The sequence below is a fragment of the Ohtaekwangia kribbensis genome, from assembly GCF_042676245.1.
GTDB classification, from domain to species: Bacteria; Bacteroidota; Bacteroidia; order Cytophagales; family Cyclobacteriaceae; genus Ohtaekwangia; species Ohtaekwangia kribbensis.
Genome location: NZ_JBHTKA010000002.1, coordinates 82,209 through 104,864, shown reverse-complemented (window position 1 = coordinate 104,864; position 22,656 = coordinate 82,209). Strand labels below are relative to the sequence as shown.

The 22,656-nt window shown below is 45.0% G+C and carries 16 protein-coding genes; all 16 read right to left on the bottom strand.

What is annotated here, in order from left to right; translation table 11 throughout:
• Window positions 1-38 precede the first annotated feature (38 nt).
• Window positions 39-3,533 carry a coiled-coil domain-containing protein gene (locus ACFQ21_RS09950; RefSeq protein ID WP_377578481.1) on the bottom strand — a complete coding sequence of 1,165 codons (3,495 nt, stop codon included), beginning with the start codon at window positions 3,531-3,533 and terminating at the stop codon, window positions 39-41.
• Between the two features lie 29 nt (window positions 3,534-3,562).
• Window positions 3,563-8,095 (bottom strand): carboxypeptidase-like regulatory domain-containing protein, encoded by a 4,533-nt coding sequence (locus ACFQ21_RS09945; protein WP_377578479.1) that lies wholly within the window; start codon window positions 8,093-8,095, stop codon window positions 3,563-3,565.
• Window positions 8,092-8,511, bottom strand: a complete 420-nt coding sequence (locus ACFQ21_RS09940) for a GPW/gp25 family protein (protein WP_377578477.1) — start codon at window positions 8,509-8,511, stop codon at window positions 8,092-8,094. Before ACFQ21_RS09940 ends, ACFQ21_RS09945 begins: the two co-directional genes overlap by 4 nt.
• Before the next feature lie 23 nt (window positions 8,512-8,534).
• The gene (locus tag ACFQ21_RS09935) at window positions 8,535-8,828 is read right to left on the bottom strand and encodes a PAAR domain-containing protein (protein ID WP_377578475.1); all 294 of its coding nucleotides are present in this window, start codon (window positions 8,826-8,828) and stop codon (window positions 8,535-8,537) included.
• Between the two features lie 11 nt (window positions 8,829-8,839).
• Window positions 8,840-10,477: a type VI secretion system tip protein VgrG gene (gene vgrG, locus ACFQ21_RS09930; protein WP_377578473.1), complete on the bottom strand. Its 1,638-nt coding sequence runs from the start codon at window positions 10,475-10,477 to the stop codon at window positions 8,840-8,842.
• 30 nt (window positions 10,478-10,507) lie between these two features.
• Window positions 10,508-11,188 (bottom strand): CIS tube protein, encoded by a 681-nt coding sequence (locus ACFQ21_RS09925; RefSeq protein WP_377578471.1) that lies wholly within the window; start codon window positions 11,186-11,188, stop codon window positions 10,508-10,510.
• The gene (locus tag ACFQ21_RS09920) at window positions 11,188-11,361 is read right to left on the bottom strand and encodes a DUF5908 family protein (RefSeq protein WP_377578469.1); all 174 of its coding nucleotides are present in this window, start codon (window positions 11,359-11,361) and stop codon (window positions 11,188-11,190) included. Before ACFQ21_RS09920 ends, ACFQ21_RS09925 begins: the two co-directional genes overlap by 1 nt.
• A gap of 3 nt (window positions 11,362-11,364) precedes the next feature.
• Window positions 11,365-11,832 carry a phage tail protein gene (locus ACFQ21_RS09915; RefSeq protein ID WP_377578467.1) on the bottom strand — a complete coding sequence of 156 codons (468 nt, stop codon included), beginning with the start codon at window positions 11,830-11,832 and terminating at the stop codon, window positions 11,365-11,367.
• Between the two features lie 3 nt (window positions 11,833-11,835).
• The gene (locus tag ACFQ21_RS09910; RefSeq protein ID WP_377578465.1) at window positions 11,836-12,267 is read right to left on the bottom strand and encodes a phage tail protein; all 432 of its coding nucleotides are present in this window, start codon (window positions 12,265-12,267) and stop codon (window positions 11,836-11,838) included.
• Window positions 12,268-12,319: 52 nt separating this feature from the next.
• Window positions 12,320-13,762 carry a phage tail sheath family protein gene (locus ACFQ21_RS09905; RefSeq protein ID WP_377578463.1) on the bottom strand — a complete coding sequence of 481 codons (1,443 nt, stop codon included), beginning with the start codon at window positions 13,760-13,762 and terminating at the stop codon, window positions 12,320-12,322.
• 9 nt (window positions 13,763-13,771) lie between these two features.
• Window positions 13,772-14,950 carry a hypothetical protein gene (locus ACFQ21_RS09900; RefSeq protein ID WP_377578461.1) on the bottom strand — a complete coding sequence of 393 codons (1,179 nt, stop codon included), beginning with the start codon at window positions 14,948-14,950 and terminating at the stop codon, window positions 13,772-13,774.
• Between the two features lie 3 nt (window positions 14,951-14,953).
• Window positions 14,954-15,565 (bottom strand): DUF4255 domain-containing protein, encoded by a 612-nt coding sequence (locus tag ACFQ21_RS09895; RefSeq protein WP_377578459.1) that lies wholly within the window; start codon window positions 15,563-15,565, stop codon window positions 14,954-14,956.
• A gap of 165 nt (window positions 15,566-15,730) precedes the next feature.
• Entirely contained in the window at window positions 15,731-16,156 is a 426-nt protein-coding gene (locus ACFQ21_RS09890) for a helix-turn-helix domain-containing protein (RefSeq protein ID WP_377578457.1), read from the bottom strand.
• A gap of 289 nt (window positions 16,157-16,445) precedes the next feature.
• Entirely contained in the window at window positions 16,446-20,126 is a 3,681-nt protein-coding gene (locus tag ACFQ21_RS09885) for an ATP-binding protein (RefSeq protein ID WP_377578455.1), read from the bottom strand.
• Complete coding sequence (locus ACFQ21_RS09880) at window positions 20,101-20,649, bottom strand: condensin complex protein MksE (RefSeq protein WP_377578453.1); 549 nt, start codon at window positions 20,647-20,649, stop codon at window positions 20,101-20,103. The genes ACFQ21_RS09885 and ACFQ21_RS09880 overlap by 26 nt, the downstream gene beginning before the upstream one ends.
• A 2-nt stretch (window positions 20,650-20,651) precedes the next feature.
• Window positions 20,652-22,289, bottom strand: a complete 1,638-nt coding sequence (locus ACFQ21_RS09875; protein ID WP_377578451.1) for a hypothetical protein — start codon at window positions 22,287-22,289, stop codon at window positions 20,652-20,654.
• Between the last annotated feature and the right edge of the window lie 367 nt (window positions 22,290-22,656).

The following is a 22,656-nucleotide window of genomic DNA, read 5'->3' as shown; positions in this document are numbered from 1 at the left end:
TACTTTTAAAATCTCATCATACATATATTCTCAACGGATCATTCATGACAGTCATCTTCGCAGCAACCACAAGGCTTCAGCGTATTGATTGCTTCCACCAGCGGGTTAACATGTTCGTACGATGGCATCTCGGTAAGTGCCATCTCGCGGAGCCATTGCTGGTATACATTTTCAAATGCTTTCATATCGCTGGTGCCGATCCACATGATCTTGAAGTGGACATGAGCCGGTGCTTCTGATTGAATCGTTTTCTCCACCAGTGTGCGGAATGTAGGATCGCGAAAGCGTTTTGGCCAGCACGGCAATACAATGGTTGCCCTGAATGAATACGGGTCTTCATTGTGATCGCAGGGGTTTTCCTGGCAGTACATGTCCAATTCAAAAGCGAAGTAGCGCATCAGGTTTTGTATCTCCACTTCAATATCATTGGCAATTGTCTCTCCGTTTTCAATCTGCTGTTTTGTACGCTTGTTGAAGATAAAAAGACTTTGCGCCAGCACAATATCATTCTCTCCGTGAATGATAAAGCTATACCGCAGACTATCCGGATCTTCCTGCTGATTGGACACAATTTCGTATTGTATACGCTCCGATCCATACTCTTGCAGATCACGTACGCGCTTGGCGAGCGACTCGTAGCGTCTGAACTTCAGCGGCACAGGTTCTTCATTCTCATCCGGTGATACTTCCTGGAAGAGTATGGATTGATCGAACTTCTGCGTAGTCGGATTCTGCCGGAAGTATTCCAATATCCACGGCATTTTATCATAGCATTTCCGTGCCGGTATACGTCTGATCTTCTTCCGGTATTTTGGTGTCTCCGTTTCTTCAAGTCCTTTACCAAGGTCGCAGCTGTCGAGGCATACATCGAGTAATTTTACTTCGATTGCTTCATTAGCTTCATCCAGTATTTCATCAAACTTCGGCCGCAGGAGTAAATGTTCTACGAGATGAAGTCCTTCATTGTCATTCATGCGGTCGATCAGGTATTGCAGTTTTTTATATACCTTCTCACGATCCTGGCGTGAAGTATATTTACCGCTATAGCCGAGCACTACCGCCTGTTCCTCATCGGTATTGTCCCAAAGTTCAAAGGAAAATGTTCCAACCTTACCGGCCGATTTACGCGTATGATGTTTCAGGTCATCGAGGAATTTGAAGTATTTGCGTTCATCTGCGTAGGTTAAAATTTCATTGACGAGCAGATCGGTGCAACAACCTGCTATTACTTCCACGCTTGTGAACAGAACTTCTTTTGTCTCCGGATCTATAAGTTTGATAACATTCAGTGGTTTGCCAAGCTTGTTCACCTTTTGCGATGTAGTATTTGTTTTCGGATCGGTAACCATCAGTGGTTCGATCACAAGAAAATCAATAGACAATGTTCTTCTGTCTGCATACTTGAAGCCGAGCAAACGACTCACTCTTCGTTCGGTTCCGGATACATTGGAGGTGTCCCATATTTCCGGATGAGCGTAGTTATACCCTTTACCACGGTTCGTACTTATCTTGTAATACTCTCCGTTCGCGAGTATACGGATCTTGTCTGATGCAAGTCGTTCCTCAACTTTATAGGGTGTGAGCCATCGTGTTATACTTTCATACTCGGTCAGGTCTTCACTGAACCTGGCGAGCATGTGATTCAGAAATTTGTTTCTGCGAATCAGAAATTTCTTCGGTGTCTCTACGAGGTTCTCCAGTACCTGCGTGAAGTCGTGGAGTATCTGATCCCAATGATCAGCTCCACGACCCTGATGATCAATCAACAGTTTTTGCAGGTCATCAATCTCCGTTAACGCGCGGGTAAAGTAAGTCCGGTTAACGGTGTCATCGAATGTAAACAGATCTTTTACATGGTTAAGCTGTACAAGGTAATCAGCCATTAGCTGCTCAAAGAAAAGCAGGTAGCCCTTGAGTTGTAAAGCCTGTATTTTTCTTTTATCACTGGCATCGGCAGGTAAACCGGCACGTTCGCTTACGCCATAGCACATGGGCAACGACTCTGTTACCGGGAAGTAATCTTCCAATGCCATATACTCTCCGGAGGGCACAGGTAAATCACGTTGCACACCTTCGAGTTTATATTTGCGTTCCAGTACTTTATGATCATGGAACATCTTCAGCATACGATCGGGATTCCGATCCGCAGGTGAACCGAGATTATAGGTAATAAAATCACGCTGCTTGCAAAACATCATCGTTGACATCGATGGTTGTATTCGCGCAATCTTCTTCTCTTCCTGCAGGAAGGTGATCCATTCATTAAAATAATTTTTACCGGAGCTATCATCATCAAAACCGAGGAAGGGCAACCGTAAATACGTGATAGCCTTCACGCCTGGTATATCGGCAATCTCATTGATGATATCAGATAACCGGATGTCACGGTACAGGTCGGTTTTTTCCAATTCGCTCTCTTCGATAAAGCCATGCTTCAGTGCCGGCCCTTCAAAGATCTCGTCAATGGTATAGCCCTTATCCAGCATCTGCTGAATGGTATAAAATGGTATGGAAGGCGTAAAATATTTATAGATCGTAAAATATATAGCGGCCAATACTGCATCCGGATCGGCATATTCTTCCAGTGCAATGGAACCTGCTATACCGAAGTCTTCATACTCAACCGCCTGCACGCTCAGAAAATCTTCACAGAGATTACGATGACCGGTAAGGCGTTCGATAACACGTTGCCGTATTTCATCGCGCTCTTCATTCTGAATTACATCTTCTTCGTATTCCACCATTACGTTATAGAGCCCTTCGAACTCAACGATCTTGGAAGGTATATAGGGTAATGCGAGAATAATGGCTTTCTCTTCTTCGAGAGATGTTCTGCGTGCAATCTTTCTGCCTTTTTTCCTGGCCAGCTTGTCCCGCTCTTTTATAAGCTTTTCTTTATCGAGCTCATCTTCGGTGTTTTCAATCTTCGTATCAAGCTCGGCAATCTTTGCCTCAAGCTCGGTGATCTTTGTATTTATAGCCTGAATCACTTCGTCTAGCCGTGTCGTTGCTTCCTGTTTTGCTGCCGTAACCTGATCCTGCGTTACAGGATCAAGCTGCAGCTTTCCATAACACCCTTTGTCGTCAGCGTCTTCACACTGACAGTCATTATCTCTCCTTCTTTCGTATATATTGTAGTTGATCCAGAGCGGCACTTCGTAATTCTTGCTGGGCTCGACCCACGCGTTACGAACGCCCTTTACGTCAATAATTATCTTGCGATAGTCATTCAACGTTAGCGGGCTGTTGTGCAGTATTTTCCGGGCGGTATAGAATATTTCTTTCCAGGTATCCGGGGTAAGTTGCTCCGGTGCCAGCAAGTCCTTTATCTCGAACCCGGTGCGATACGCGAGGTCGGTTACGGCATAGCTCACCGCTTCGAGAATCGTTATACCCGGATCGGAATTGTTATACTCTGTCCAATGGTCGCTGCCGGTTTTTTCAATGTCTTTAAAGCCCTGCTTGCGAAGCGCTACATAGTCTTCTGCCGGTTGCAATGGATTTGATTTATCGAGTGTGATAGGGTCTTTCATATTTATACGGGGCTATACTTACCTCAACTTTACTTGTCTGATTTCTTTGACCGGCCCGGACGTTTCTTTACAGGTATATCTTTCTTCCCGGTTGTCTTCACTGACGATAGTGATCGGGTTACATCTTTACTGCGTTCGGTACTTCGCTCTGTTAACAAAGCAGATTCATGTGTAATTACTTTGTCGTTTGATTCGGATGACCGTATCGATGCTACACGCCTGGATTGTTGCAATTTTTCACAAGGCGTCAGGCGCGGTTTCTCTTCGTAAGGTATAATGATATGTCGTGGTGCCGATACGAGAATAGAACGCGGTGTAGACGGTTGCGCGACAATTTCTCCTTTGAATTCAGAATCTTCACGAAGTAAATGTTCAAAGTCATTGCATCCACACAAACTGCTGAGTGTCTCAATCAGATCTTTATCTTCCGTATCGTTGTCAGGTGAATTGATCTGCAACAGGTATATTTCCCACGCGCGATTCACCGGTGTCTGCACCTCCTTGAATGTATACCCCGCGAAGCTGAATGCCAGTGTAACATCCGTTGTCGAATCAGTCCTCAATGTAAAGGCACCATTGGTATCTGTAACCGTACTATTGGTAGTGCCTTTGATTTGTACGGTTACACCGGGTAACGTTGCTTTGCTGCGACTGTCGTACACAACACCGGTTATGATAGGGCGGCCATCCGGAGATTGCTCCGGCACAGATTGATCTTCCGGCATATCTTCCTCACCGGTACAACATTCATCTTTACACACTACCATAATGAAGTCGGTGATGAAATCAACATACGGTCTCTCTTCGATGAAGTCGATAATCGATGAAGCGTATATCTTCTGTCCAAATACTATATCTGCAGTCTCATCAAATGCCCAGGGCGTGAGGAAGTGAACGATCTCTTCATTGAGCTTCTTGAGATAATAACCCTTATCTATACCCGGATAGAATTTTACCCGGAAGAAGACAAGTACCTGTTCATACACCGGGTTCTTCGCATGAACCTTTACAAACGGTGATGTACGCTTCTTGATATAGGACTCTATCTCCAGTAACGTTCTGCGACCTGTTTTCGGCTGCAGTGGGTTGACTGCATTCCTATTTTTAAAATTAGCGATGGGTACAATGAGTATATGTCCCGGTGCAACCTGCGGACCACAGCAATCTTCTACTCTTGCCGGATTGTAAGGACTGTTCGGATCGGTATGTCTGCATAAACATTCCGGATCAACGTGTGGTATAGCTTTTACTTTATAGATGGAAGGAAAACGATCGAGTATAAGATGCTCGTAGTCCCACACATTGATAGCGCGTGCTTTGTGACGGAGCCGTTCGCTCACGCGTGTATAAAACTCTTTGCCTGTCTCACGATGTTTACCGTCCCACGAAGCGAAGGGCTGAATTACTTTACTCACTTCGGCCACCTTTACAGCAAGTTTGCTGATGCTGCCTGCAGCCAGTGCGTTGTCAAAGTGTGTCTGATCATTATCCTGGTCTTCGAACGTTGCTATCACGGCCTGCGCCACAACATCTACCAGTTTCGGTATACGATTGGCATGCTCGGTAACACTTGCACACAGCCAGTATAAACCGTTGGTGATGATGGTATTGTTATTGGTGATGTCAGCCGGTATATCAAGTTTTACGATACCCGTTGTCTGAAAACCAAACGTATCATCCGACACTATATTCTCGCCTTTCAATGGATGCCATTCGTTGTTAACGAGGTATGACCAGTGAATTACCGGTGGATCATTGTCTTCATCTTCTGCACTCCCATCTACAAATTGGAATAGCAATGATAAACTTTGAAGCGGCTTGAGATTTTCGAGTCCGATAAAAAGCATACCTTCTTCCTGTAACAAACTTGAATACTGGTTGGCACTTCCGGTAATTGTCTCGGTAACGCCACTGGCATCGATCATCAATCGTTCAAGCGCAGTAATTTGTCGGTTTGTATTTTTAGCGCTGTGTACAGTCGAAGTGATAACCGGGTAATCCGATTTAGGACCGGATACTATAGGTTTGATTCCGATGTCGGTATATTTGGCATACGGATCCTGGTAGGTAAACTGCGGAAATAATTTACCCTTGGTATCTGTGAGCAGATCATTGCCATTACGCAGTTTTGTTATAGCCGAAGTGGATGCGAGTGTTGGTGCCAGGTCACGTGCCAGTATACGTGTTTGTGTTCGCGCATTAAGATCAGCTTCCAGCACACCGAACGGATATACATGAAAGAACTGATCTATACCCGCTTCCGGTCTTTCAAGGACTGAATGATAACTGACCGAAATTTCTTTTACTTTGAGAAACTGCGCTGCTTCCTGCATGTTCTCGTATACTCCTTTATTGGTTGTCGAGAATATTGGTATATTAAATTCCACTTGCAGAAAACCTTTCACAGAGGCATTGGTATATGGCTGCTCGGTTATGAGCGGCTTACGATTGAGCTCCAGTATATTACCTTCCTCACCCAGTAAAAGATTTCTGGCTAAACCGTCTGTCGTATTCGTGTGCATACCTTCCGGAACAGTTATCCATGTTCTTGATTTAAGTACACTTGCTATAAATAAACTGTTATTATTTACAGCTGCTAACTCAATGCCATTATCATTGGCAGGATTGGCCAATCGTATATGGAGCGATAGTTCATCCAGTGTCTTATTGAAAACTTCCTGGCTGCCGACATACAGACTCTTACCACGGTTCGGATATGCGGTAAATGGATCAAACGCCTTGGAGGGATCTAACATACCATCATCGTTCTGAAGTGTCAGAACTTTCAGTCCATCAAAAATAGGTTCTATCGTTTGGTCTCCGGAAGCTACTGAACCGACCCGAACTTCCAGTGATGCACTTTGAAATGCAAGTTTACCAAAATCATTTTCGCTGATCAGTACGGACGGCCCCAGCAATACCTGCATAACAGGCTGCATTGTAACGAAAGCGCCTTCGTGTATAGCGCTATCAAACGGTATAACGCCTGGCAAGCTTGCCGGTAGATATATATACAGCGTGTCGGTATCAAAATAGTAACTACCTTCTGTTTCCTGTGTTTCGGCAAATCTGGTTTCACCTTTAATGGGAAGTGACTTGAACTGGGCGTCTGTCATACGCTTCTCAACGGCCAGCCATTTCTTCTCTCCTGTAAACAGTATACGTACTTGACGTTCGGTTTCCGGGTTACCACCGGTATATACTTTGCCCAGGTCTTGCAGACGATACGCAATCAAACGATTACCACCCTGCAATAATAACTGTGGCGATGCTATAGCAAAACCAATGGCAGCTTCGTTACGCCATTCCAATTGATTCCGTACGATGTCTATAGCCTGGCATATATTCTTATAATCCAGATTACGATTGAGGCGTCTGCCAAACGTTGGCCACTTGGGATAGGGATCGGTAAATTTCTCGCCATAACCATCCAGCGAGTTCGCTACCGGTTGTGCTGATATTGATCCTATAAAGGTAACATCATCCTCAACCTGTTTTTCGATGAATATAGTTTTCAGTTCTTTTACCTTCGCCTGATTTACCACCAGGTCGTTTTCCGTTTTATATACTTGCTCTTTACCGGAAGCATCCTTACCTGCCAGCAACGCGGTGCCCGGACCAACGGCATACTCAGCTACATCTTTAGCCAGTTCAAAGACTATATGCACGCGATCGGGTATAGAATCTTTCTCCGTGAGTTGCAGTACATCTCTGTAATAGAAGTCTAGCATGCGTCCGGTGATACCATTCATTTGCTCCTGTGCTAACCTGAACAGCTTCAGGAACGCAATGAAGAGTGCCATGTGTGGCTGATGAGCGGGATATTGCTCCAACGCAAAAGCAAAGTACTTGGAAGACTCCGCTGTCAGCTTTTGTATAAAACCATAGAATGAAAGGAATATATCCTCAACGTAAAGCGCTGCATGCCTGATCTTGGCTGCCTCATCAACGCCCTGGTATATATTTCCTTCGGCTACCGCAGGTTCATCGAGTCCCCACAGTGTTTTATTTTTAATAGCGGAATAATCAAGGTCAAGTTTTTTACCGGGATCAACCAGCTTGAATCCTTCTTCATACGCAGTAATTTTCTGAACCTGCGCCTTTAACTCTGATTGTATCGCCAGCGTGAGTGTTTCATAGAGCGGATTCTCCGGTATGGCGAGTGTATACCAACGATCGATGCGGGCAACCATGCCGAGCACCGGACTATATAATGCCGCATATATATCGGCTTCCGGATCTTGCTGAAGATTGCGGAAGGTTTCTTCAAAGTCTTTTCGTATCTGTGCTATATCGGTCAGTGCTATACCGGCTGCGATCACGGCCATATCGCGGCTGAAGAATTCGCGCCAGCTGACTTTAGCGGCAGGTGTTGTATCGCCCGGGTGACTTTCCGGTATATCGTAGAACCGGATCTGTGCGGCATATCGTTTAATGAACACCAATAGCTCTTCGGTGCTTCGCTCATCTATGGGAGCGTAAGTCGGATCAAGTGCCTTGAGGTAACGGCCTAACTGGCCTGAACCATCGCGCACAATATCGGTATGACAATGGCAGCTCATGCGTGTTCAATGTTTGTAGCTTCGTTCATATAGAATGGGAACACGTAGTTATACCGCGTGTTGGTAGTGATGATCGTATATTGAACAGTGATCAATAACGTTCCCTCCTGCTGTTTTGCTTCCGAGGTAACTTCTTCTACGATAATTCTCGGTTCATGAAATACCAGTGCATCGTGAACCAGTTTTTCAATCAGGGCTATATTTGGCACATTCATCACTTCAAAAAGTTTAGGCTGCAGATTACAGCCGAATGTGGGTTGCATGATGCGTTCACCGGTAATGGTGGATAGAATAATATGAATGCTGCTCCGTACATCTTCTTCCTCGTGAAGCATTTCAACGCCATACCATTCTCTGCGAAATGTTGGCGGATAACTCCAGCCGATTCCTAAAAATGATTTATCAATTGCTTTCATGGTCGGTTTTTCGTTTTCAATAGTTATCCTCCGATCTGTACTGTGGGCAATCCGGCTGCAACGGTACCGCCATGCGCAGTGGAGTCTCCCTGGCGTGCAGCAGGCCTTCCGTTGATTTGCACGGTTAATGATCCCTTCAGTATGCTATCCGGAGGGCCGGCACAAACACACATGCTGCCGGCAGTGGCGGCCGGTTGTCCTCCAATCAAAACGGTAGGTATACCGGGTGGCATGATGGGGCCTCCTGTATGCGGATTACCATTCGGGTTGGCCATCGGACAAACATGATTGTCGGTAACGCGTGCTGCTGCTGGCATATATATACCGGTTAATTTATTCGTACCATGGTTCCGCGAATTACTACGTTGCCGCTGCCGGCTTGTATCGTAATTCCCTGCGAATCCATTTTTATAGTGTTCTGATTTTCGTCTTTCATTTCAAAGGCACCGGACGCATTGTTGATCACGAGGGACTTCTCTCCTGCCCCGGCAGGTACTCGCAATGTGAGCCGCTTGTTGGTGTCATCGAAGATTAACTTTATACCTTCTTTGGTAACAATGCCGTGTTGTGTAGAACCCTGCTGTTCCGGTAAAGGAGATTTGCGTGAATCTTTGCTATGAAGACAACCGAGTATAATGGCTTCGCGCGGATCGTCATTCAGAAAGCCGATCACGACTTCATCGTTTACTTCCGGGCGAAAATATATACCTCGTTCAGGTCCGGCATCCAGCGTGGCTACGCGTGCCCATATACCATCATTGCCTGTGGTCATCAACGGTATATGTACCTTTACGCGATATTGCCCGCCATCTTCCTGGTCATCGATATCTTTTACAATACCAATCTGCAATCCGTTTACTCCGGGCAGTAAACCGGCAGCGGGTTTGTCCATCACATCGTCTTTCGTATAGAACCATTCGTCACGCCAGCCGAATTGTATATCGGTTTGCCAGATGTCTGCATAGTGATGCAGTACTCCGGTAACATATACATCGCCATTGAAACGATCGCCTACACCTTCGAGTGTAATAACAGTACCGGGCTTCACTTCAGCGTTGCCGTCCACGCGTACTCGCCCTACTGCTTTCGAGAGACGATTACGAAGTGCGTAGGCGTCTGACCAATCCTGTAACTGCGGCTGTGTCAATCTTCCGGAGTGAACCAGTTTTACTTCTGCAGCGAGTACATCGGCTAAATCATCCGAAGAAAGATTGCCTGTCTCATCGAAGTCAGAGGTGCCATCTTCAGATGCTTCGGGTTCCTGCTTGGTATAGTCCCAGGCGTGACTGGTAATGGATTGCTTGATTCTTCGCACATCCATCTCAGCTTCGAATTCGAGTATATTTTGCCCGTAGGTTGCGACCAGTACCGCCTCCGTTGTGGCATCTGGTTTTGTTACGATCAGGTTACCATCATCGGTGCATACGAGCATGCCATTGGCTTCTGCCCGTGTTATGATAAAGTCCCAATCGGTAGCGTTGTATTGTACGAGTTGCTTGTGCGTGAAAGAAGTTGCTTCTACACCATCGGTATTCAGTTCGCCTGCCAGTTCGGTAATTACTTCGCTGTCTTTTTTCTCCAGGTGATATATACTCTTGCGTGCACTGGTCAGTTTGATGGCTTTATCTTTCGCCTCGATCATCAACATCGAGTTTGATTGTCTTCCAACTTTTACAGCATGCTTAACAATAATTCCCTTGAACACCGTTTCGACTTCACTGTGATATCCGAGCTGTACTTCAATTTCGTTGCCCGGTTTAAACAGGTCGTCATTGCTCAGCGGAAAATCACGCTCCGATGCCGAGCCATCCGAAAAGGTAAGTCTGGCCGAAGCTATCTTGTTAAAAGATTTGGACACCACAATCTGCATCAGCATGATCTCATGGTTCAGCTCTGTGCCATTGATCAACACTTTCTGGCTGACAACATCTGTGGATGTACCGGTTCCTGGAATTACGCTGTCCATTGCTCGTTATATATACCTGTATCTGTAAAACTATTTCTTTGAAAGAGGCGGAAAGAACAACTCTGTACCCGCCTGGAGCTTGCGAAAGTTCTTGAGACGATTAACCCGTGCCACCTGTATATAGTAATGTTGATTATTATATACTTCGCGTGTCAGCAATGGCAACAGGTCTCCTTCCTTTACAATCTTTCGATGGGTAAGATCGGGCGATGATAACATGCCGAGCACATCGCTGAGTCCTTGCGGAGAACGTTCAGTAAAGGTTGCACTTACCTTGGCACGTATCGGGAATCCGAACATATCGAACATGGTATAGGTAACGTTCGAAGAGTTCATGATACAGACGTTGATAAACGTGCCGTATTGTACCATGAGGTAATGCGGCCGGTGTATAGTTCCTTTTATATTGGTCGTTACACCGCGGAACAACGCGATCTGTACCGGCACTGGTATCTTTACTCCGTTCGTATTTACTCCGGTTCCATCAAGCGTAAACTCAATGGTAAATGTACGGGGCGCTGTTTTTACATATTTCGGCTCTGTACCTTCTTTACCGGGTGCACACGCACTGCTCCAATGCAGATCTTCATGCACGGCAAAGTTTTCCGGATTGAACATGGCAATGAACGGAACTCCGAACGGTATACCTTCCAACGTTGTTGGAATGATCTTCAGATTGAAGGGTAATTTTGCAAGGCTTTGTGCGTCCATTAGCGTTCCAGTTTTTCGCGTATGATCTCCAGTATTTTTTCTGCCAGTTCCGATTCTGCACTGCTACCGCTGCTGCTTTCGGATGCGCATTGTGTAGCCTGTGTACTGCTGCCTGCGGGCGGAGCCGGATCTACGACTGCGCGTATAACTACTTCGTTGATTTGTACAGCCATGATTTATAGTGTTCGTTCGAAATACTGATAGGCAAGTTCAATGGTCTCAATAACAACTGAGTTATCGCTGGCGCGGAAATCAGAAGATGACCATTTCAGCGGGTATGCCTGATATACTTTCCAGGCGGCTACTCCACTCTCGGTCTCATCCATCAGCGTGATGAGTATATCGGCTGGTTTAAAGTCGTATACAGGTACCGTGAAATATGTATTCATAGCAGACTTGAACCAGTTCAATATAGCGGTGTTCGTAAGCAGCCCGCGCTTCAGTACCAGGTTCGGATACTTGGCGCGCTTGGGAAGTTTATAGACAAAACGGTTCTCTCCTCCTTCCCGCAGCTCTTCGGTCTCTACTTCAACGGACAAGCCACTTACTTCCTGGAAGCGTTGCTCCGTATCACCGGACATACCGCTGACTCCGAGAAACTCTACCTTGAAGTGAAAGCTGGCAGGAGGATAATACGCTGGCATAAATTATACTGGTGTTACAGTGATACCTTCGTGTGCCAGTTCGAGTGTTTCAATGGCAATTTCATTACCGCTGGCTTTCAGGCCGGGGCCTTCGCATTTTACAGGCCACGCTTCGGATATAGTCCAGACAAAAACAGGATTGCCTTCATCGTTCAACAGTGTAATCACGAGTGTACGCCTGGTAACATTAGGTTCACCAAAATTATTGAACCATGTATATAGATCATTATTAGCGGTTACAATGCCACGCTTCAGCGAGATGTTACCGGCCTTGCGCAGGCCTGGTCTCTTTAATGGAAGTGTCTTCGCAGACATTAGTCCATCGCGATACTCGATCGGTTGATTCTCTACAGAAAGCCCGCTTACTTCTGAAAAACCTATGTTATCTCCACCCCACGATACAGTGAAGTGAAAAGAGGTTAGTGGATAAGCCATATACTATATTTTGTTGTTTGATTTTAGAACTAAAAATTTCAGCTATACTATATCAGGAGGTTTGCATCATCTGTTCAAATTTCAGAATGATGAACTCGGCAGGTCTTGCTACGGCCATACCAATCTCTACGATCATGCGGCCTTCCAGTATATCAACCGATGTCATCGTAGATCCTATACCTATATTTACAAAGAATGCCTGTTCGGGAGTGGCGCCTGCCAACGCACCATCTCTCCATTTGAGGTACAGATAATTTTCGATCATCGCCTTTACTTTCACCCACGTTGGCGAAGTGTTGGGTTCAAAGATGGCCCAGTTGGTAGATTTCTTGATCGACTCTTCCACTACGCTGAAGAAGCGTCTCACGTTTACATAACGCCACTCGTTGTCATTTCCATCAAGTGTTCTGGCGCCCATCACAACGGTACCATAACCCGGACTGTTGAGTATAGCATTTACAGATTTACCGGTATCAGAATTTACGTTGAGAAGATCGTGCTCGGGGCGTGATACCGATACGCGTGGTTTCACAACATCCATCAGGCCTACATTGGCCGGAGCTTTCCATACACCACGCTCGCGGTCTACACGCGAATATACTCCTGCTATAGCAGCGGATGGTGGCAGTACAATGTGATACTTGTTATACTCGGTTAGGATGGCGTTATAAAGCAATGATGCGCTGTTCTTTAATGCAGACATTGTCTGGTTCGCTTTATCTTCACCTGCTCCCGGAGCCGCACCATTCACGGTATGCGTATTTAATATCAGCGCCTGGAAATCGAAGGTATAGGTATAGGATGTTTCGAGATGCGGATAATAGACCGCTCCATATCTTCTGATTGCGCCATCGGCAGGTATATTTCCAATAGCTGTGGTTACATCGGTGTTGACCGAGTTAGGAATTTTCGGTAGTGTTGCGGTAAGTGTATCGATTATAGCAAAACGATCCTTTAACGAAGCAGCCTGGTTTATCATCTTCTGATTGACACCATCAAAGCCAGCCTGATCAAGATAGATCGCTTCGGGTACTACGAGCATCGTAGGGGTGTCTTCATTGGCAATGAGATCAATGCCACGTTCAAGATCAGCGCGAGTCGGAGCAGCAAATTTTGCAACCGAAACGACATAACAACGTCCGCCTCCATTGCTGAAGAAATGCTTCATTGCGTGATACAGTATATTTTTACTGGTATTCGCTGGAGTAATTGCTATCGTTGTTTTGAAACCAGTAGTTACCGTTCCTGTTTTCAGTTCGTCTACTCCAATCGTTATGTTGGCAGCATTCTCAACAGGAGGCCCGCCATAGTATTGTATAAAATCGGCAAGACTGGTAATGGGGGTCGGTACATTAATCAGATCATCGGCAACGAGCAGGGTTGCTTTTTCGGTATACCCGATAAACGCGGGTACGGCTGATTCAACTTCAGCGATGGATGGTGGCAGAAGAGATATCTCCTCTACATAAACACCGGGTGAGCGATAATTGGCCATTTTTTTAATTTATAGTGTTAGTAAGATGTCAGAATATATAGTCGGGCTCGCAGATGCGTCTATCCGGTCTGTTGCGGGATAGGGTAAACTGCTCCGTACTTCCGATTCTCTCGGATCGCCCAGGTAACGTTTCAGCGTAAGCCGCAGCGCAGTGTTTGGTCCTGCTGTCGTGGATATATATTTCTCCCGTAGGTATAGCGGACTGGCAGATATAAATTCAAATACCGTATCGCTTATGGGATTGTTATTGAAAAGTATCGTGGCATCGTTGCTGATTACATTGAGCCGGTTAATAAAATCCGTGCGGTCTGGTGGTGTGAGTGCAGCCATCTCCAGGTATAGCGGACTGTTGGGTTGCAGAATCATGCGGTATCGCCATAATGTCTGCCGGTTAGTGAAATGCAGCCGGTAGCCTGGCCGTTGTGGCGTGATGGAACCATCGGCTTCCACAACGCGGTAGTTGGGTTGTAATGCAGCATCCAGCGAGAGGCTGATGATGCCAAAGACTGGTGTGTCTTGCGTTATACCGGTATAATAGAATTCATCTGTAACAACGGCACTTACAAGCAACTGGCAAGGACCAGGCGCAAATGAAGAAAGATCAAAGAGAAGGTAACTCTTGCCAGCTTCTGTTACCACCGACTTAGGTTGCGCTTCCTGTCCTGTTGCAACGTGTTTTACACGTGCTGTGCCCGGGGCAACCGGAACCATACTATTATAGGTATATGTTCCGGTAACACGTTTCGTCAAGTCGCCTGCTTTTACACCGGTAGCATCGAAGCTCAGGTGCAGATCATCGCGGGGTGCAGCCGGATCAATCAACTGGTTGGTGAAATAATATACCTGCGCTGTCGTACCATTTGGCAGCTCGTTAAAGTTTACAAAAGATGGATTGCGCAGTAGCAGATAAAAGGTAAGTATATCCGTGGCACGCGGTTTGAATTTCAGTAATTCATTTCCACCACTGGTGCCGGCTATACTGCTCCACACGGAGAAACCTCCGGCATGATCGTCTTTCTTGAATAATAGATCAAGGCGTTTCATCAGGGCCGCACATTCTGTGGTGGGTACAATTTCAAAATCCGGTCGCGGCTCGGTAGTATATTTCGGACAGATGCTGTTGCTGTAAAACGGCTGCTCCACCGATACCTTGAGTAACTCACTATATTTTACTTTCAGGATTCCCATAGATCAATCAGCAAAGTTCATTTCAGTAATAGCTGGTGCTGCTTCTTTACCTCTCGTATCGAATACGGTAAGCATGTTCGCTTTGTATACTACGCTGGGTATATATTTACCGCCCAGTGTAGCCCAGAGATTGTTCTGCTGCTCGAAGGTTAAACTCGTTAGCCTGAAACTGAGGCGTTCAATGAGTTGCCAGGGTTTATTTACCGGGTCGCTCACATCGGCATTGAGAGCAGGAAACTTCGATTCGTCAAATACATTATATACTTGAAAGAAAGCCACAACATCAGACAAGTCGCGTAACGCTGTCTGATAGTTCGTGCTCTGTGCTATAAACAGAATGGACAGATCAAGTTCTACCGGAGGGTTGAGTTTCATGAACTGCTTATTCTCGATCGGTACATAATATGGACGCTTGCCTTCTCTCCTTTCTTCATCCACACCAATCAACATCATGGTGATGTGCATGGCATTATTCAGATTGTAAGTGCCGTCAGGCAGATATACCGGCTTGAGATCTACTACGTTGTTCAGAGCGTAGTTGCCGGGGTCCTGCTCGCGATCTACGATATAGGCATCCAGTTCTTTCCTGATAAATTCCAACGCGGTACGAATCATAGGTCTTTCAGATTAACAAATGGCCGCTAACAGTCCGGAGATCAGAAGTATACACAAAAGAGGTGACGACAATACAGCCGTATTGCGTCAGAAAGGGTTCAGGGTTGCAAGCGGGTTTAAAATCAATAACACAACAAAGGTATATATATACCTTTGGTACATACATCACCCCCAGGAGTGATTTTTCAGAATATCAAAATTTTCCAGTTCAGTAATATTAAAGAATATATCCTTCAGATCATTCAGACAACGAACACCGGCTTTTGATACTATATTTTTACGATGCGATTTTACAGTCTCCAGACTGATGCAAAGTTTTTCAGAGATCTCCTTATTCTGAAGACGTTGAAATGCCAGGTATAGTACTTCACACTCACGCTTGGTGAGTTGATCAAGCAATTTTCGAAGATGATTTTCCTCCTGACTTGGCACTTTACCGGTTTTTGCATCTACGATATCGATGGCCACCCGATACTGTTCATTGCATTGCTCCAGAAATGCAATTACTGACTGAAGATCATTGCATGCAGTACATGACTGTAGCCTGCAGGCGATATCTTTTTCGGAATTGATTTTGAATTCTTTTATCATGATAGCACTTATAAAATTTATACAACATCCGTTACTACAACTACGCTTTGAAAAATGTACTTGCCATAACCATGGCGGTGAAGGTAACAAAAGTGCCAGAAGGATCAAGTAAAAACAATGGGCTATAACCCATTCATGTGATCGTTATTTAACGGTAAATGTGATATCATGTTATCCGCTGTTAAAACATACACGATATATATACCCCAGACGAAGGAAATATGATGCAAAAAAAACTCGCAACTTTGAATCGCGAGTTTAGACAATGATTGATAGAACTATACTTTGATCAAGGTTCAATACTCATGGTAAGCAACGGTACTACTTTCACGAACCCGTGCTGATCTTTTCTGAATTTATAGGTATAGTTATAGTGTGTTTCCAATTTGCTTTCGTTCGGCAAGCCGTTTACGAGACAAATGTTTCGCTCTTCAGCAAAGTTGATCAACTCTTTCAGGTACGATGCCGAGATCTGCCCTACTTCATCGATGATACAATGCACATAGAAGTTACGTGCAGTCTTCTCTGTAGATTCTTTGATGAACACGTTAAGCAGCGTGATATATATAACTGCCTTCACCAGCATATCCGTTCCGGTGGAACCTACTTTGTCAATCTTCTCAATCCAGCCGGTATCATTCTTACCTTCCTTGATGCGGAAACGTAGTTCAAACAGATCTTGTACGCGTATCTCTTCGTGCTTCTCTTCGCTGATCGTTTTCTGCAGATCATTCAGTAACTCCACGGAGCGTTTATCAATTTCTGCCTTGGCTTTATTCGCCTGGTTGAACAGGTTCGCTTCACCATATAAGAACGGATTCTGCTCGCGGAATTCGGCTATACGCTGCAGCTTGCGCAGCACTTTATTCTCACTGTCTTCCGATTTCAGTTTTATATACTCGATCAGTTTCGAACTCTCAAAGGAAGCTCGGCCGAAGTCGGCTTCCATCTTCGTGATCATTTTCTGAATGCGTCCTTTGTGCTCGATCAGCGCCTTCATCTTGCTGGATATAGCATCGATGAGCATACCGTGACTCTTGGCAACTTCTGCAATCGAGGTTTGTATTTTGTTCTCATTGTAGAAATCCTGCAGGTATGCTGCGAATCGTTCATATTCACCTTCACCGGCCTGCGGATTGATCTTGAAGTTAAGGTGATTATCGGGACGGAATCTCCCGGTAAATTCAGTTACGTTGTTCCTGAATTTTTCAAACTGGTTGTGATACTCGGTATCGTTTGCCAGCAATTGTGAGCAAAGTCCAATGATACCTGCTTCAGAATGTTCAGCCGGAGCCGGCTCAATGATGTGACGCAGACGGTCGAACAAGGCACGCTCACGGAAGTGGCGCTCGAAGTGTTCAAGACCATCGGTATATTTCTTCAGTGCTTCGTTGAGCGCACGGCCATCTTCTTCCAGTTGCGTACGTTTGCGTGCATACGCTTGTTTCTCATTGAGAAATTCTTTATCAGACTGTCTTATCTTGTCCTCAAACTTCTCGCGCTCACGTTTAAACTCTTCAATCTTATCAAACAACTCACGCTTGTCTTTGCGGTAATCGTTCAATAGCTCGGAGTATTTTTCCAATGCATTCAGGGCATCCTTTGTATCGTCAATCTCCGCTTTCAGTTTTTTAATGCGCGAGTCGTCAATACCTTTCGTCTTCAGTACTTTCGATTTTTCCTTTTGCAGGCTGGCCTTCCGCTCGCTATAGTCGTTCTGTTTTTCTTCCCGGAGCTCTTTCAGTTTTTCAGCTTCGGCTTCCATTGTCTTGGTAGCTTTCGCCAGACGATTGTTAAAATCCTGCTGCAGCGAAGTGAGGTCTTTCGTTAACACAGCCTCCATCTCGGATATAGTCTGTTTTATAGCAGCCGATTCTTTTTTGATCGACTCCTGAACAGCATATACTTCCAGTAAATCTTTTTCACGCTGAGCCTCACCTTTACTCTCCCACTCGTGCAGATCAAGGGTATATTGTTTCTCTTTCAGTTCATCTTGCCCGGCTTCGTATTCGAGCTGTGCTATTTCATTTTTGAATTGCGCAGTCTTTTTACCGATCGATGCCAGGCGCGTTTGTTCTTCGCGGGTCTGTTCTTCGCGGAAATCCAGGAATGCCTGGTTCAGCTCCGCTATCTTTTCCTGGTATATACTTTTCTCCTGGTCGTATTCATCCAGCGTTTTGGAATATACTCTTACATTGGACAGATCGAGTTGAATGCCGTACAGAGATTCCAGTCCATTCTTCAGCAACTGCGGATTCAGCTCCTGGTTAAAGAGTATCTCTTCGTTACAGACTTTACCAATCGTGCTATACCAGTCTGGATAGTTATCTTGTAAAAAGCCAAAGAACGCGCTTTGGTGAACGGACAGCTTCTCGTTAATAACTTTAATCTTCTCTTCGAGCGCTACAACTTCTTCTTTGTTCTTCGCTATATATTGCTCCGAAGTAAGTTTGTTACGTTCACGAATGTGATCGCCCTCTTTCTTGAGAAGGTCGATGGTGTTCATCTTTACCGTGAGAGCCGAGCTCCGCTCTACCTTGTGACGTGCTATATCTTCCAGGTGCCCTTTCAGTAAAGCAATCTCCTTCTCAAAGTATTTCTTTTTGCGTATATCTTTTTCACGGAAGTCGGCATCTTTCTTTTCGAGTTCCTTTTGATTGAGCTGCTGCTTGTAGCGATCGGCTTCTGCGGCATGTCGCTCCTTACGCTCGGCTTCTTCCTTGCGGTATATATCTTTCAGGTTGTTCTTCTCTTCCTGAAATTTCTTGTCGAGTTGCAGCCCCTGTGAACTTAACACGTTTTCAAATTCCCTGCGCTCATTTTCCAGTGCATCGAACAATGTTTTAAACTGTTGCTCTACATCGCTGAAGCCTGCTGTAAGTGTAGCATATTCCGTTTCACGCGCTTGTAACTGTAGTACGAGTTGAGGTTTTTCTTCTGCCTTTTTAAGCAGCTCAGTTATCCCCTGGCTCTCGTACTCCTTCAGTTTTTTATCGGCTTCCCGCAGGCGTGACTTCAGCGCTCCTATATCCTGGTTGATCTCTTTGTTCTTCTCCTGCTGCGCAAGTTCTTTTTCTCTGAACTCCTTTTCAATGATGTCCATTTCCTCGCGTTTCTCGGCAGCCTGTTGTCCCAGCAGTTCCTTTTGCTCGGTTGCATACTTCAGTGCACCGCCTAATTCACCGGCAAGTGCACGCTGTTTGTTCTTGAGATTTCGTATCTGTGAGAAGTTATCCTTGATCAGATCACCACGTTGCGAATTTTCCTTGCGGAAGAATGTCTCAATGTCCTGGTAACGCTCGGTGAACTGACGCAACTGGCGCTCCACTGTTTTCAGTTCAATGTTAGTATGTTTTGTACTGATGGAGTTAGCAATACATTCCTTTACGAACTCGGCTTTAATCGTAGCTTCCGAACTTAAGAAGATGGATGTGATAGCCAGCGGTATATTGTGGTAATTGCTGTTACCTTTCATCAACGCGAACTTCTTATACTTCTTATCCGGGTCGGCACCGTAAATGATGTTCCGGTAACGCTCGAACGTTTCGATCTGGTCGCTATAGTTTACACGATGTTCGTTGAACTTGGTAAGGATTTGTTTCGGCAGCAACGCTTCGCTGTTGTCGATATAGTGTTCCTGTATAAACGCACTCTCTACAAAACGATAGAAGAGTTTGTTGTTGCGATATACCATTACATGGAACAAGCCTTCTTCCGTAGCGATCTCGTAAATGATATAGGAGTTCGGGTATTGGAAGTAATAATCTTCAAATGATTTTTGTGAACTGGATATACCCAGCCCGCGCGTGTTGGCGCTATAGAAAAACAATATAGCACGCTGCAGCGTTGTCTTACCCATGTTGTTGGTACCGACAAAGCACGTGTTACCGGCAATTTCTATGCTGGCGTAATCCGTGTTGGCTATATTGATAAATATGATCCGGTTAAGGATTCGTCTGTTCTCCATCATCTTCAATTGTAATTAGTGAAATGACCTGTTCGAGGTAATGAATAGCATCCATCACTTTATAGGTATCTTCATCTTCCTGCTCGAAGAAACCGCCCGTGGTTAAATCATTGGCGATCTCCGTTACCTTGTCGGTCATCTTTTCCCTGCGCGAAAGCGCAAATAGTTTCTGCTTCAGTCGTTCGTTGGCGTAGCACTCTTCTGCGATCTGCGTTACGCGGTAGCGTGTACCCACGGCCGGCTTGGTATCCATCGAAGAAAAGAAATCCATCACATCGATATAATAAGCAAACTGTTCCAGCTTCTTCTCCATCAAGGTGTTCGTTTCTTCCTGCTGACTGAAGTAATAATAGTTATGTCCTTTTTCGAGGTAATATCCCGTATGACTAAAAAACTCTTTCAGTATAAGAAAGTTATCTTCGTAGTTAATAACGTCAAAGAGTTTCCCCTTGCTTCCATTGGAGCTGATGAAATTCCCTTTACTGAGTATACTGAATATCTCGGGTGTCTGCTTGGGTATATTCATAGTTAGCTTTGAGCTTTAAGTTTCGAGGTGCGAGTTTTTGACTTAGCCTTTGGTTTGGCGTTGTCGTCAGGTTGTTGACCTTCGGTCATCACCGCTTCTGCAGGTTCAGGTTCACTCGCGGTATCTTTTGTTTTTCGTTTGCTTCTGGATTTTTTACTGTCGGCTTTAACAGGTATATCTTCAGTAGCAACTTCCTCTGTTACATTTTCAATGGTAGTCTTTTTACGTTTTGTCTTCGGTATATCGGTTACTTCAACCACACTCTCCACAGGTACCGGCACTATATCTTCTGCCTGCGGTATATTTACGTTGTTACTCGCGGCTTCTCCGACTTCCGGACTAACAACTTCCGGACTTTTTGCTTCCGTATTTACTACCTCACGCTCGACATTTTCCTCAACCTTCACCTTAGCCTTCCCACTCTCCACCTTCTGCTTCCGCGCTTTAATAATCGCATAGCCCACCCGTTGGTTGAGGCCTTTCTCGTTGATGAAATTCATTCGGCCAAAGTCTCCGGTAATTTGGAGTTTGTCATCGAAGTCAATGGAGATACCAACGTATAGCGAAATACGTTTCTCAAGACTCAACTCTCCTACTTTTTCAGGGAACTGGTATTTCATTACGAACTGGAATAGATCTTCGTCTGTCTTCACAAACTTTTCAACCAGTCCGGTAATGTTCAGGCTTGATGACTCCTCGAGGTTGCTGTCGTCAAATCCTGCGGCCATTCGTCCGGCAGGTTTACGATGCGTGTTGCGCAGCAAGTGCAGTTTCGATGCAACCTTCTGCGTGAGCATATAGCCATGATCCGAATGCAAAAAGTCAAGCGACAATCTTCCCTTGAGCACATTACGCTTGTGGAAGAACAACGCTTTTATATTCGCGACTACTTCTACGAAGTTTGTTTTATACTTAAGCTCTTCGTAGTCCTTCAACTCTTTCAGGCGTTGTATCTTTTTATAGATCGCGGCCTGGTATTGTATCTTGTTGATGTAGTCGATGATCTGCGCCTGGATTTCGTTCAGGTAATCGCGGTTACGAACCAACGTATAGCGTAAGTCGAGTACAATGGAACTCAACTCGGCATCAATAATCGTATTGAAAAATCCCTGCGCTTCAGAAATGATCTGCTCTGATTCCTTGATCAGGTTAATGATATCGTCACGCTTGCGTTTATACTTGTCAAGTTCCTGCAGTTTGATAACGTAGTTGTCCTGATTCTTGTAAGTATCATCAATGTTCTTGTGAAGCTTCATTACCTCACGCGAAGTCGTGGAGTTGATCTTCTTAAGTGAACGCTTGATGTTGCGCAGAAACTTCGGGTTGTTATCAATGCGATAGTACCGCAGACTTTCGTTAAGCGTCTGAATATTATCGATGATGAAGCTCGTGGTAACTTCACCGATCTCGAGGAATTCTTCAATGAAGGTTGTGATGCGATCGTCAAGTCCGATGATGTTGTTGTTCTCGTGAATGATCTCGTACATCACGAGCTTCTCAAGCTTATCGTCCGTCATGTCTTCGCGGGCGAGTATCTCCGACTTGTTGATCGAATCCTTATTCCCGAACAGCATTTCAACCACTTCCCTGTTCTGGTAGAGAAGATTAATGAGATCTTTAATGCTTAACGGATTCTTCACTTCCTAAATCTGTGCTGTTGGTTTTTGAAATCAAGGCGGGACTTCTAAAGTCTCGATATTTTTCTGCCCTCTGCCGGCAGAGAATCTGCAAATATAACGAACAACTTTACGATCAATAAATCTTTTCGATGAAGTGCGAACCGGTGCATGAATCAGGCATCGATAAGATTCTGATTACATGATGTTTATCGGTTTGATTAAATTGGAAAATTGAAAGACTATGAGATCAAAAAATTAGATAGAGCTCTACCCACATTTCACCTGTAAAATATTGCACGATTGAAATATTGTAAGATTCAAAAATTGACGGTATAAAATCATCCTTTCAAAATCTTCTAATCTTCCAATTTTTCAATCCTATAATCTT

Excerpts from the sequence above, each read along its gene's own strand:
- ACFQ21_RS09950 (WP_377578481.1), bottom strand. The coding sequence starts at position 3,533 with ATGAAAGACCCTATCACACTCGATAAATCAAATCCATTGCAACCGGCA.
- ACFQ21_RS09880 (WP_377578453.1), bottom strand. The coding sequence starts at position 20,649 with ATGAATATACCCAAGCAGACACCCGAGATATTCAGTATACTCAGTAAA.
- vgrG (WP_377578473.1), bottom strand. The coding sequence starts at position 10,477 with ATGGACAGCGTAATTCCAGGAACCGGTACATCCACAGATGTTGTCAGC.
- ACFQ21_RS09925 (WP_377578471.1), bottom strand. The coding sequence starts at position 11,188 with ATGGACGCACAAAGCCTTGCAAAATTACCCTTCAATCTGAAGATCATT.
- ACFQ21_RS09935 (WP_377578475.1), bottom strand. The coding sequence starts at position 8,828 with ATGCCAGCAGCAGCACGCGTTACCGACAATCATGTTTGTCCGATGGCC.
- ACFQ21_RS09945 (WP_377578479.1), bottom strand. The coding sequence starts at position 8,095 with ATGAGCTGCCATTGTCATACCGATATTGTGCGCGATGGTTCAGGCCAG.
- ACFQ21_RS09900 (WP_377578461.1), bottom strand. The coding sequence starts at position 14,950 with ATGGGAATCCTGAAAGTAAAATATAGTGAGTTACTCAAGGTATCGGTG.
- ACFQ21_RS09885 (WP_377578455.1), bottom strand. The coding sequence starts at position 20,126 with ATGATGGAGAACAGACGAATCCTTAACCGGATCATATTTATCAATATA.
- ACFQ21_RS09910 (WP_377578465.1), bottom strand. The coding sequence starts at position 12,267 with ATGGCTTATCCACTAACCTCTTTTCACTTCACTGTATCGTGGGGTGGA.
- ACFQ21_RS09940 (WP_377578477.1), bottom strand. The coding sequence starts at position 8,511 with ATGAAAGCAATTGATAAATCATTTTTAGGAATCGGCTGGAGTTATCCG.
- ACFQ21_RS09890 (WP_377578457.1), bottom strand. The coding sequence starts at position 16,156 with ATGATAAAAGAATTCAAAATCAATTCCGAAAAAGATATCGCCTGCAGG.
- ACFQ21_RS09905 (WP_377578463.1), bottom strand. The coding sequence starts at position 13,762 with ATGGCCAATTATCGCTCACCCGGTGTTTATGTAGAGGAGATATCTCTT.
- ACFQ21_RS09915 (WP_377578467.1), bottom strand. The coding sequence starts at position 11,832 with ATGCCAGCGTATTATCCTCCTGCCAGCTTTCACTTCAAGGTAGAGTTT.
- ACFQ21_RS09895 (WP_377578459.1), bottom strand. The coding sequence starts at position 15,565 with ATGATTCGTACCGCGTTGGAATTTATCAGGAAAGAACTGGATGCCTAT.
- ACFQ21_RS09920 (WP_377578469.1), bottom strand. The coding sequence starts at position 11,361 with ATGGCTGTACAAATCAACGAAGTAGTTATACGCGCAGTCGTAGATCCG.